Below are 12,776 nucleotides of genomic sequence, written 5' to 3'. Positions count from 1 at the left end.
CCGGTGTGGCAGGTCGGGTCGGGTCAGCCGTTCCGGCTGACCGGCGCCGTACCCACCACGTAGTTGGTGCCGACCTCGACGCTGTTGGGGATCTCGCGGCTGGTCTGCGTGTCGCAGTTGACGATGTTCCAGTGCAGGTGCGGGCCGGTCACGTTGCCGGTCGCCCCGGAGGTTCCGATCCGCTGACCCTGCGCCACGCGGTCACCGTTGTTGATGATCGTGGCACTCAGGTGGGCGTACTGGGAGCACCGGTTGTTGCCGTGGTCGACGAGCGCCATGATCCCGCCGCCGCCCGCCCAGCCCTCGAAGCGGATGGTGCCTGCGGCGGACGCGAGGATCGGCACGCCCACCGGAATGCCGAAGTCGACGGCGTGCCGGTTGTAGGCGTCGTTGTGGGAGAAGCTGCTGCCCGCCGCCTGGGTGATCGGGTAGGCAAGTCCAGCGGGGAACGGCAGCTTGAACTGGGCGGAGCTGCCACAGGGCGGGACGACCGGGCCGCTCGAGCCGGTCTCCAGGAATCCGTCGGTGAGCCACCCACCGCCCGAGAGCTTGTTCCAGATGTTGGTGACGCCGGCGAAACCCTGGACGTAATCCCCTCGAACGTGGCAGGTGATGGTGACGGTGTAGCCGTTGGGGACACTGCCGATCACCGCACCGCTCAACGACGGGGCATTGCGGATGTTCAGCGGGAGCCCACTGGGTACGTGCACCCTGACCTGGGCGGCGGCGTGTGCCGGCACCGCCGACAGGCCCACGGTCAGACAGGAGACCAGGACAGCGATCAGGGTCTGCGTTACGCGGCGCAGGGAAATCACCTCCGACTGGCCCGCCGGGGCGGGCAATAGATCATCGACAGCGTGATGCTAGCCCCGGCGGAGCCGTGGCGATACACGCCGATAGGGGTCCCTGGCGCGCTCTCAGTGCGCGCCGTCGACGGTCTCGGGTCCGGCTTCCAGGAAGCGCAGCATGGTGGTCGCCAAGATCTCGGCGACGGGCGGCGGGACCAGGTCGGTGCGGATGGTGACGCGCAGGAGGGCGCCCCCGTCGCCGGGAAGCACCTCGGCGACACAGGATCCCGACCACTCCCGGGCGTACGGCTCGACGACCTCCTCGGTCCGGCAGCCGGGCAGATCCAGGGGAAGGACGAGGTTGTCCTGGTAGGCGAAGGAGGGCAGGCTGTTCGCCACCTCGCGGGACATCCCGAGGACCGGGTCGGTGGTCATCTCCACGAAGGAGACGTCCTGGGCGGCCATCAGCCCGTCCACGGTGCGCTGGACTGCTCGGATCAGGTTCTTCTCCGGCCCGTCGAACCGGACCCGCAGGCAGTTGGAGCTGATCCTGCTGGTGAAGGCGGAGTCGAGGATCCGGCTGCCGCGCTGGGCGACGATCATCAGCAGGGCGATGTCGTCCTGCTGGTGGATGGCGCGCAGCGCCCAGGCGTAGGCGGCGGCGAAGTAGGTGGAGCGGCTGAACCGGTGTTCCCGGCCGGCCCGGTCCCAGCGGTCCAGCACCTCGGGGGAGACGGCGACGATGTGCCCGGTCCTGGGGCCCCAGGTCGGGGTCTGCTCCAGGAGCGACTGGGACCGGCCCTCGCCCTGGCGGACGAGTCCGCGCAACTGCGCGCGCCAGTAGTCGCGCTGCGCGTCGAGGTCGGTGGCGGCCCGCAGGCGGGTGTGCTCGTCATGGAACTGGCGCAGCGTGGGTGCGGGGCGGTCCCACCCGGGTGCCCGGCCGGCCTGGCGGGCGGCGTAGGCGTGGCTGAGGTCGCGGACGAGCAGCGCGTGGGACCAGCCGTCGAAGGCGATGTGGTGGATGCCGATGCCGAAGAGGATCCGCCCGGTGGACTTCTCGCGGATCAGGGCGGCGCGCCAGTTGCGGCCCTGGGTGTAGTCGAGCGGCTGCTGCACCGCTTCGGCGAGCTGGTCGAGGGCCTCCTGTTCGCTCGTGGCGTCGGTGAGCAACCGGAGCGCGGGCATGCCCGGGTTCGGCGGGACGACGGCCACGGGCGGGTCCACCCGCCGGTAGCGGGCGTACAACGCCTCGTGCCGCCGGTGCACGTCGCCGAGCGCCGCCATCAGCGCGCGGAGGTCCAGTTCGCCCTCGACCCACCAGGTGGTCGGGCAGACCAGGTCGAAGGGGAGCCAGACGAACTTGCCGACCGACAGGGTCAGCGGGACGGGCCCGGTCGGGCCGGGCCGTCCGGTGACGGGCGCTTCCGGTTCGGCCGTGGGGCGGCGGGGCGCGGTGGTGAGCCAGTGCGCCAGGCCGCGCGGTGTGGGCGTGCGGTGGATCTGCGAGACGGGTACGACGACGCCGGCGGCCTCGTCGATGGCGGCGGCGACGGCGGCGGATTGCAGGGAAGTGCCGCCGAGGGCGAAGAAGCTGTCCCCGGTGCCGACGGGGTCGACGCCGAGCACGTCGGCGAACACGGCCGTGACCAGTCGTTCCTCGTCGGTCGCGGCTTCGACGTAGGCCACGCCGAGGTCCGGGCGCTGCGAGCCCGGTTCCGGTAGGGCCCGCCTGTCGATCTTCCCGGTGCCGCCGACGGGGAACCGGTCGAGGACCATGATCACGGCGGGCACCATGTACGAGGGCAGCACGGCCGCGGCGTGGTCCCGCAGCTCGGTCACGGCCGGATTCCTGCCGTCGCGGCCGGTCACGTAGCCGACCAGCCGGGCGACGCCCCGGTCCTCGCGGCGGACGACCACGGCCGTGCCGACGTCCGGATGCTGTTCGAGGACGGCTTCGATCTCGCCGAGTTCGATGCGGATGCCGTTGACCTTGACCTGGTGGTCCATCCGGGCGAGGATCTCCAGCGCCCCGGAGGCGTTCCACCGGCCCAGGTCCCCGGTGCGGTAGGCGATCCCGCCGCCGTACGGGTCGGTGACGAACCGTTGCGCGGTCAGGTCGGGGCGGTTGAGGTAGCTGTCGGCGACCCCGGCGCCGGTGATGAGGATCTCCCCGGGGACACCCATGGGGACGAGGCCGAGGTTGGCGTCGACGACGCGGATCTGCCGGTTGGGCATGGGCCAGCCGATCGGCACGTACGCGCCGTCCCAGCCGGCCTCCGCGTCGAACCACGTGCAGGCGACGGATGCCTCGGCGGGGCCGTAGGCGTTGATCAGGCGGGTGCCGGCGGCCAACCACCGGTGGGCCATGCGTGGCGGGACGGGTTCCCCGGCGAGGGTCACGCACGACATGCTCGGGCAGTCGGCCGGGTCGACGGCGGCGAGGTTGGTGGGCGGGCAGAACGCGTGGGTGGTCCGTTCCTTCGCGATCAGCTCCGTCAACCGGCGGGCGTCGAGCAGATCGTCACGGGAGCAGACCACGACGCGTGCGCCGGAGGTCAGCGCGGTGTAGATCTCGCCCAGGGCCACGTCGAAGACCGGGGCGCAGCAGTGCAGCATCCGGCTGTCCGGGCCGACCGCGCACTCGTCGCGCATCCAGGTGACGAAGGTCGTCAGCTTCTCGTGGGTCAGCACGACGCCCTTCGGCGTCCCGGTCGATCCCGACGTGTAGATCACGAAGGCTGGCCGGGAGGCCTCCACCACCGGCAGCTCGATCGCGTCGGCAGCCTCCACGGCGGGCCAGTCGTCGTCCAGGGCGATCACCCGTACGCCGTCGGGCCGGGGGACGCGCGGGGCGACCTCGCCGACGGTGAGCACGACCCGGGCGCCGTGGTCGGCGAGCAGCATCCGCATCCGTTCCGGCGGCCACGACACGTCCATCGGCGTGTACGCCGCCCCCGCCCGCAGCACCGCCAGGGTGGCGACGAGGGTCCACATGCTGCGGTCCAGCGCCAACGACACCACGTTGCCGACGCCGACGCCGGCCGAGCGCAGGTGCCGGGCCAGCAGCTCCGATCGGCGTGCCAGTTCCCCGTACGTGACGACCTCGCCGTCGGCGACGCCCGCGACCGCGTCCGGCGTCCGGCGTGCCCACTCCAGCACCACTTCGTGCAGCGGCTCAGCCGGCACCGGGCGGACCGGGCCCCGGCCCCACGCGAGCAGCCGATCCCGCTCGGCCGTGCCCAGCAACGGCAGGCCGGACAACGGGACCCCGGGTTCCCGCACGCCGGCAGACATCAGCGTCACGGTCTGGTCCAGCAGGCCCCGCACCCAGTCGGCGGAGAAGCCCTCCGCCGCGTGGTCCACCCGCAGCCCGGACCCGTCCGAGGCCACGGTCACCACCAGGTCGACATCCACCACCTCCGGGCCCACGCCGGCCAGCGGGCCGTCGACCAGGCCCACCGCCACCGGACCCACCACACCCGCACCCGCCACCGGCGCGGTCCACGCCACACCCACCCGGCTCACCAGCTCACCGAACCCCGGATCGTCCGCCACGCCGACCCGCACCACCGCTCCCCCCGAGCAGAGGCCGAGCGCCACCTCCTCCTGACCGGTGTAGCGGGCCAGCACCCCGACGAGGCCCGCCAGCACCACCAGACCGGCCGGCTCCGGGTCCGCCAGGTGGGGCAGCGCCAGCGTCCGCAGCTCCGAGGCCGCCCGGGCCGGCCACGTCAGCGGCCGTCGCAGGTCACCCATCAGGTCGAGGACCTCGTAGCCGGTACCGGGCCCGGTGACACTCGTGGTCGGGGCCTGACCACCGACGAACCCGACGGACATGGGTAGACCTCCGATCAGGACCGGCACCGCCCGCGGGGGTACGGCCGGGTCAGGAAAATCCATCAACTGTGGGCGCGCCCACGGCATGGGGAGTACGGGGTGAAGGCTCAGTCGGTGGTGCGGGCCGGGGTGGGGCCCGTTTCGAGGAAGCGGAGCATGTGGGCGCCCAGCTCCTCGGCGAGGGCGAACGGGATCAGGTCGGTGCGGATGGTGATGCGCAGCAGGGCGTCGGTGTCCCGGGGGATCGCCTCGACCGTGAGACCGCTCATCACCTCCCGGGCGTACGGCTCGACGACCTCCTCGGTCCGGCAGCCGGGCAGTTCCAGCGGAAGGACCACGTTGTCCTGGTAGGCGAAGCCGGGGATGCTGGCGACCACCTCGCCGGGCAGGCCGACGGCCGGGTCGGCGGCGGTCTCCGAGAAGGGGATGTCCTGGGCGGCCATCAGCTCGTCGACGGTCTGCTGGACGTGCCGGAGCAGGTCCGTCTCCGGCCGGAACCGGACCCGGACGCAGTTCGAGTTGATCCGGGTGGTGAAGGCCGAGTCGAGGATGCGGCTGCCGCGCCGGGCCACGATCATGAGCAGGCCGATGTCGTCCTGCTGGTGGATGGCGCGCAGCGCGGAGGCGTACGCGGCGACGAAGTAGCTGGAGCGGCTGAACCGCTGTTCCCGGGCGGCCCGGTCCCAGCGCTGCATGACCTCGGCGGGAACGGTGACGATGTGGCCGGCCTTGGGACCCCACGCGAGCGCCTGTTCCAGGGGTGCCTGCGGCTGGGCCTTGCCCTGCCGGGGCAGGCCGCGCAGCTGTTCGCGCCAGTAGGTCCGCTGCGCTTCGAGGTCGGCGGCGTCGCGTAGGCGGGTGTACTCGTCGTAGGACTGGCGCAGCGTCGGCGCGGGTCGGGCCCACACGGGGGCGGCGCCGGACAACCGCGCCGCGTAGGCGTGGCTGAGGTCCCGCACGAGCAGCGCGTGGGACCAGCCGTCGAAGGCGATGTGGTGGATGCCGATGCCGAACAGGATCCGCCCGGTGGACTTCTCGCGGATCAGGGCGGCGCGCCAGTTGCGGCCCTGGGTGTAGTCGAGCGGCTGCTGCACGGCCTCGGCGAGCTGGTCGAGGGCCTCCTGCTCGCTGGTGGCGTCGGTGAGCAGCCGCAGCTGCGGCATGCCCGGGTTCGGCGGGACGAGCGCCACCGGCGGTTCGACGCGCCGGTAGCGGGCGTGCAGGGCCTCGTGCCGGCGGTGCACGTCGCCCAGCGCCGCCATCAGCGCCCGCAGGTCCAGCTCACCCTCGATCCACCAGGTGGTCGGGCAGACCAGTTCGAAGGGGAGCCACACGCACTTGGCGACGGACAAGGTCAGCGGGACGGGCTTCGACGGACCGGGACGGCCGGTGACGGGCGCTTCCGGTTCGGCCCTGGGGCGGCGGGGCGCGGTGGCGAGCCAGCGGGCGAGCCCCTGTGGTGTCGGCGTGCGGTGGATCTGCGAGACGGGCACGACGACGTCCGCGGCCTCGTCGATGCCCACGGCCACCGCCGCCGACTGCAGCGACGTGCCGCCGAGATGGAAGAAGCCGTCGCGCGCGCCGACCCGGTCCAGCCCGAGCACCGTCGCGAACACCCCCGCGACGAGGCATTCGGAGTCGGTCGCCGGTTCCACGTACGCCACGTCCAGGTCGGGGCGCTGCGAGCCGGGCTCGGGCAGCGCCCGCCGGTCGATCTTTCCGGTGCCGCCGACGGGGAAGCGGTCCAGGACCATGAGCACGGCGGGGACCATGTAGGGCGGGAGCACGGCGGCGGCGTGGTCCCGCAGCTCCGCGGGGACGGGGGTACGCCCCTCGCGTCCGGTGACGTAGGCGACGAGGCGGGCGGTGCCGTGGTCTTCGCGGCGGGTGACGACGGCGGCGCCGACGTCGGGGTGCTGGGCGAGGATGGTCTCGATCTCGCCGAGTTCGATGCGGATGCCGTTGACCTTGACCTGGTGGTCCATGCGGCCGAGGATCTCGAGTGCTCCTGCGGTGTTCCAGCGTCCGAGGTCGCCGGTGCGGTAGGCGAGGCCGCCGCCGTACGGGTCGGTGACGAACCGCTCGGCGGTCAGTTCGGGGCGGTTGAGGTAGCCGTCGGCGACTCCGAAGCCGGTGATGAGGATCTCGCCGGGCACGCCCATGGGCACGAGGCCGAGGTTGGCGTCGACGACGCGGATCTGCCGGTTCGGCATGGGCCGACCGATGGGCACGTACGCGCCGCCCCAGCCTGCCGACGCGTCGAACCACGTACACGCCACGGAAGCCTCGGCGGGCCCGTACGCGTTGACCAGGCGGGCGCCGGCGGTCATCCACCGGTGCGCCATGTGGGGCGGGATGGGTTCCCCGGCGAGGGTCACGCAGGACATGCTCGGGCAGTCGGCGGGGTCGACCGCGGCGAGGTTGGTGGGCGGGCAGAAGGCGTGGGTCAGCTGTTCCTTGGCGATCAGGTCGGTGAGGCGGCGGGCGTCGAGCAGGTCGTCGCGGGAACAGGCCACGACGCGGGCGCCGGAGGTGAGGGCGGTGAAGATCTCGCCCAGGGCGACGTCGAAGACCGGCGCGCAGCAGTGCAGCATCCGACTGTCCGGGCCCACCGCACACTCGTCGGCCATCCAGGCGAGGAAGTTGGTCAGCCTGTCGTGTGACAGCACGACGCCCTTCGGGGTGCCCGTGGAGCCGGACGTGTAGATCACGAACGCCGGCGCGGACGCCTCGACGGTCGGCAGGTCGACCGGTTCGTGCGCCTGCACGGTCGGCCAGTCGTCGTCCAGCGCGACCACCCGTACGCCGTCGGGCCGGGGGATGCGTGGGGCGACCTCGCCGACGGTGAGCACGACCCGTGCGCCGTGGTCGGCCAGCAGCACGCGCATCCGCTCCGTCGGCCAGGAGACGTCCATCGGCGTGTACGCCGCGCCCGCCCTCATCACGCCCATGGTGGCGATCAACGTCCAGAGACTGCGATCCAACGCCAGCGACACCACGTCACCGGGCCGCACACCCAGCGACCGCAGGTACCCGGCCAGCGCCCCTGAGCGGCGTGCCAACTCCGCGTACGTCAGCACCTCGCCGCCGGCGACCCCCGCCACCGCCTCGGGAGTGCGCCGCGCCCACTCCAGCACCAACTCGTGGATCGGCTGACCCGGCACCTCACGCGCCGGGCCCCGACCCCACCCCAACAACCGCTCCCGCTCCGCGTCCCCCAGCAACGGCAACCCCGACAGGCCGACCCCCGGCTCCGCCAGGCCCGCGGACGCCAGCACCATCGCCTGGTCCACCAGGCCCCGCACCCACTGGGCCGAGAACCCGTCCGCCGCGTAGTCCACCCGCACCGCCGAGCCGTCGCGGGCGACGGCCACCACCACGTCCACGTCCACCACATCCGGCCCCGCCTCGGCCACCGGAGCGTCCGCCAACCCCACCACCACCGGACCCACCGCACCGGCGGCCAGGGCGACCGGCCCGGCCAACGCCGCGCCGACCCGCGACACCAGCTCCCCGAAACAGGGGTCACCCGCGACGTCGACCCGCAGCCCACCACCCGACGACAGCCCCACCACCACCTCGGCCTGACCGGTGTAGCGGGCCAGCACCCCCAGGACGCCGGCCAGCACCACCGCGCCGGGGGACTGCGCGCCCGCCAGGTCGGGCAGCTCCACCGTCCGGAACTCCGAGGCCGCCCGGGCCGGCCACGCCGTCGGCCGGCGCAGGTCGCCCACCAGGTCGAGGACCTCGAAGTCGGTGCCGGTTCCGGCGGCACCCGCGGCCTGGACCCGACCACCAACGAACCCGACAGACATGAGCCAACCTCCGATCAGGACCGGCGTGGACCCACGGGGGTACGCCGGGCGGGAAGAACCACGAACTCCGGGGACGCGGCTCGCGCGCCCACGGCTGACAAGCAGTCCGGTGTGGACAGGATGGACGGTCAACCAGCGGTGGGGGAGCCCGCCGGCCCGGCCTCCAGGAAGCGCAGCATGCGTCCGTTCAGCTCCTCGGCGAAGCTGTACGGCAGATAGTCGGTGCGGATGGTGACGCGCAGGAGGGCATGGTCGGCCCGGGGCAGCACCTCGACCGTGAGGCCGTTGGACACCTCCCGGGCGTACGGGTCGACGACCTCCTCGGCCCGGCAGCCGGGCAGCTCCAGCGGCACGACCACGTTGTCCTGGAACACGAAGGTCGGCAGGCTGGCGACCACCTCGCCGGAGAGCCCGGCGGCGGGATCGTCGGCGGTCTCCGCGAAGGGGACGTCCTGGGCCCGCATGAGGTCGGTGATCGTCTCGTTGACCCGCAGGACGAGCTTGTCGTCCTCCGGCCCGTCGAACCGCACGCGGACGCAGTTGAGGTTGAGCCGGGTGGTGAAGGCGGAGTCGAGGACGCGACTGCCCCGCTTGGCCACCACCAGCAGCAGGCCGATGTCGTCCTGCTGGTGGATGGCGCGCAGCGCGGAGGCGAATGCGGCGACGAAGTAGCTGGAGCGGCTGAACCGCTGTTCCCGGGCGGCCCGGTCCCAGCGTTGCGTGACTTCGGCGGGAACGGTGACGATGTGTCCGGCCTTGGGTCCCCAGGCCAGTGCCTGTGCCAGGGGAACGGTGGCCGGGCCCTGGCCCTGGCGGGGCAGGCCGCGCAGTTGTTCGCGCCAGTAGGTCCGTTGGGCTTCGAGGTCGGCGGCGTCGCGTAGGCGGGTGTACTCGTCGTAGGACTGGCGCAGCGTCGGCGCGGGTCGGGCCCACACCGGGGCCGTTCCGGACAGCCGGGCGGCGTAGGCGTGGCTGAGGTCGCGGACGAGCAGCGCGTACGACCAGCCGTCGAAGGCGATGTGGTGGATGCCGATGCCGAAGAGGACCCGGTTGGTGGACTTCTCGCGGATCAGGGCGGCGCGCCAGTTGCGGCCCTGGGTGTAGTCGAGGGGCTGCTGCACGGCCTCGGCGAGCTGGTCGAGGGCTTCCTGCTCGCTGGTGGCGTCGGTGAGCAGTCGCAGCTGCGGCATTCCCGGGTTGGGCGGGACGAGCGCGACCGGCGGATCAGTTCGCCGGTAGCGGGCGTGCAGGGCCTCGTGTCGGCGGTGCACGTCGCCCAGCGCCGCCATCAGCGCCCGCAGGTCCAGCTCACCCTCGATCCACCAGGTCACCGGGACGACGACCTCCAGCGGCGACATCAGGCACTTCGCCACCTGCTGCGCGAGCGGAACCGGGCCGGGGCGCTGACGGGCCTGCCCGGCGGTCGAGCCGGTCTCCGTACGGCGGGGCGCGGTGGTCAGCCACTGGGCCAGCCCCTCCGGCGTGGGTGTGCGGTGGATCTGCGAGACGGGCACGACGACGTCCGCGGCCTCGTCGATGCCCGTGGCCACCGCCGCCGACTGCAGCGACGTGCCGCCCAGGTCGAAGAAGCTGTCCCGCGTGCCGACCCGGTCGATGCCGAGGACGGTCGCGAACACCTCGGCCACCAGGCGTTCCTCGTTCGTCGCCGGCTCGACGAACTCGACGCCGAGGTCGGGACGTCCGGTGTCGGGTGCGGGTAGGGCGTTCCGGTCGATCTTGCCGGTGCCGCCCACGGGGAAGCGGCCGAGGGTGACGATGACGGCGGGGACCATGTAGGAGGGAAGTACGGCGGCGGCGTGTGCGCGCAGCTCGCTGGTGGCGGGGGTGCGGCCGTTGCGTCCGGTGACGTAGGCGACGAGGCGGGCGGTGCCGTGGTCTTCGCGGCGGGTGACGACGGCGGCGCCGACGTCGGGGTGCTGGGCGAGGATGGTCTCGATTTCGCCGAGTTCGATGCGGATGCCGTTGACCTTGACCTGGTGGTCCATGCGGCCGAGGATCTCCAGCGCCCCGGAGGCGTTCCACCGGCCCAGGTCGCCGCTGCGGTAGGCGAGGCCGCCGCCGTACGGGTCGGTGACGAACCGCTCGGCGGTCAGTTCGGGGCGGTTGAGGTAGCCGTCGGCGACTCCGAAGCCGGTGATGAGGATCTCCCCGGGCACGCCCATGGGCACGAGGTCGAGGTTGGCGTCGACGACGCGGATCTGCCGGTTGGGCATGGGCCATCCGATGGGCACGTACACGCCGCCCCAGCCCGCCGACGCGTCGAACCACGTACACGCCACGGCGATCTCCGCCGGCCCGTACGCGTTCACCACCCGCGTACCCGCCGTCAACCACCGCTGGGCCAGCTGCGGCGGGACGGCCTCGCCGCCGAAGATGATGCAGCGCAGGCCGGGGCAGGCGGCCGGGTCGAGCGGAGCGACGTTGGTGGCCGGTCCGAACGTGTGCGTGACGTCGTGGGTGTTGATGAGGTCGGTGAGCCGGCGCGCGTCGAGCAGGTCGTCGCGGGAGCAGACGACGACGCGACCGCCACCGGTGAGCGTGGCGAAGACCTCCCCGAACGCGGCGTCGAAGACCGGTGCCGCGGAGTGCAGCATGCGGCTGTCGGGATCGATGGCGCACTCGTCGGTCATCCACGCCAGGAAGTTCGTGAGCTTCTCGTGCGTCAGCACGACGCCCTTCGGCGTGCCCGTCGAACCCGACGTGTAGATCACGAACGCCGGCGCGGACGCCTGGACGGCCGGGAGGTCCACCGGCTCACACGCCTGCACCACCGACCAGTCGTCATCCAACGCCACCACCGACACCCCGTCCCCACCGGGAACCCGGGGCGCCACCGCACCGACGGTCAACACCACCCGCGCACCATGATCGGCCAACAACACCCGCATCCGCTCCGCCGGCCACGACACATCCATCGGCGTGTACGCCGCACCCGCCCGCAACACCCCCAGCGTCGCGACCAACGACCACAACCCGCGCTCCAACGCCAGCGACACCACGTCACCGGCACCCACACCCACCGACCGCAGGTACGCCGCCAGCGCACCCGACCGACGATCCAACTCCGCGTACGTCAGCACCTCGCTGCCGGCGACACCCGCCACCGCCTCCGGCGTGCGCCGCGCCCACCCCAGCACCAGCTCGTGGATCGGCTGATCCGGCACCTCCCGCACCGCACCCCGGCCCCACCCCAACAACCGCTCCCGCTCCGCGTCCCCCAGCAACGGCAACCCCGACAGACCCGCCCCCGGCTCCGCCAACCCGGCGCAGACCAGCGTCTCGACCTGATCCACCAGGCTCCGCACCCACTGCGCGGAGAATCCCTCCACCGCGTAGTCCACCCGCACCGCCGACCCGTCCGACGCCACACTGACGACCAGGTCGACGTCCACCACGTCCGGCCCCACGTCAGCCACTGGACCACCCGCCAACCCCACCACCACCGGACCCACCGCACCGGCGTCCAGGGCGACCGGCCCGGCCAACGCCGAACCCACCCGCGCCACCAACTCCCCGAAACCCGGATCGCCCGCCACGTCCACCCGCAGCACACCACCCGACGACAGGCCCAGCACCACCTGCTCCTGGGCCGCCGTCCACCGGGTCAGCACGGCCACGAGCCCCGCCACCACGACGGCGCCGGCCGGCCCGACGCCCGGCTGCCAGGTGGGCAGCACCCGGTGCACCGAGGCTGCCCGCGCCGGCCACACCGTCGGCCGACGCAGGTCCCCCACCAGGTCCAGAGTCCCGGCGTCGACCACACCGTCCACGGTCCGCGCACCATCGAACCCGACAGACATCAGCTCAACCTCCGATCGAAAGGGGATGACCGGAAGGCGCGGGGCCGGAGCGGCCGGTCAGCCGGGGTGCCGTACGCCGGACGGCATGGGGGAACGCAAGGTGCGGCGACGGCGTGGAAGAACGACGACACCGCCCACACGGATGATGGACCGACGCGTCGTCGAAGGGGACCCCGTCGCGCCCCGCACGATCCGTGGGTCGTGCGGGTGGCAATGGACGGCGGTTCCGGGGGCGTGGTGGGGCTGTGGGCCCGCCGGTGTCTCGACACCACGCCCGACGCACTGTGGACAACGCGGCAGGGGGCTGCGGGCCCCACGGCCGGTTCGTGTGGCCGGGTGGGAGCAGCGGCGCGCCTAGGACGGGGTGACCGTCCGGATTCCGGGCCGCGACCGCGCCGTCGATCTCCAGGAGCAGGTCGGTGCCCGATCCGATCACCGGCACCTCCCGTCCATCCGGGGCGTTGCGCACCCACATTCGTCCCCGATCCGGTGCGGTGAAAAGGGAACGACGA

4 protein-coding genes are annotated in these 12,776 nt (G+C 72.8%); all 4 read right to left on the bottom strand.

Annotated elements, in window-relative coordinates; all coding sequences use genetic code 11:
• Positions 1 to 23: 23 nt before the first annotated feature.
• The 4 genes from AB0G13_RS08960 to AB0G13_RS08945 all read right to left on the bottom strand — a co-directional run bounded on the left by AB0G13_RS08960 (position 24) and on the right by AB0G13_RS08945 (position 12,264).
• Entirely contained in the window at positions 24 to 755 is a 732-nt protein-coding gene (locus tag AB0G13_RS08960; RefSeq protein WP_357871060.1) for a peptidoglycan DD-metalloendopeptidase family protein, read from the bottom strand.
• A gap of 162 nt (positions 756 to 917) precedes the next feature.
• Positions 918 to 4,628, bottom strand: coding sequence for an amino acid adenylation domain-containing protein (locus tag AB0G13_RS08955; RefSeq protein WP_357871057.1), 3,711 nt, complete (start codon positions 4,626 to 4,628; stop codon positions 918 to 920).
• 107 nt (positions 4,629 to 4,735) lie between these two features.
• Positions 4,736 to 8,443, bottom strand: coding sequence for an amino acid adenylation domain-containing protein (locus AB0G13_RS08950; protein ID WP_357871055.1), 3,708 nt, complete (start codon positions 8,441 to 8,443; stop codon positions 4,736 to 4,738).
• Between the two features lie 128 nt (positions 8,444 to 8,571).
• Positions 8,572 to 12,264: an amino acid adenylation domain-containing protein gene (locus AB0G13_RS08945; RefSeq protein WP_357871052.1), complete on the bottom strand. Its 3,693-nt coding sequence runs from the start codon at positions 12,262 to 12,264 to the stop codon at positions 8,572 to 8,574.
• Positions 12,265 to 12,776: the final 512 nt, after the last annotated feature.

This window comes from Micromonospora sp. NPDC023633, assembly GCF_040640035.1.
Taxonomy (GTDB): Bacteria; Actinomycetota; Actinomycetes; order Mycobacteriales; family Micromonosporaceae; genus Micromonospora.
Note: the sequence above shows the minus strand (reverse complement) of the source record. Positions and strands in the feature narration are given on the sequence as shown.

Coding starts and splice junctions, on each gene's coding strand:
- AB0G13_RS08945 (WP_357871052.1), bottom strand. CDS start 12,264: ATGTCTGTCGGGTTCGATGGTGCGCGGACCGTGGACGGTGTGGTCGAC.
- AB0G13_RS08955 (WP_357871057.1), bottom strand. CDS start 4,628: ATGTCCGTCGGGTTCGTCGGTGGTCAGGCCCCGACCACGAGTGTCACC.
- AB0G13_RS08950 (WP_357871055.1), bottom strand. CDS start 8,443: ATGTCTGTCGGGTTCGTTGGTGGTCGGGTCCAGGCCGCGGGTGCCGCC.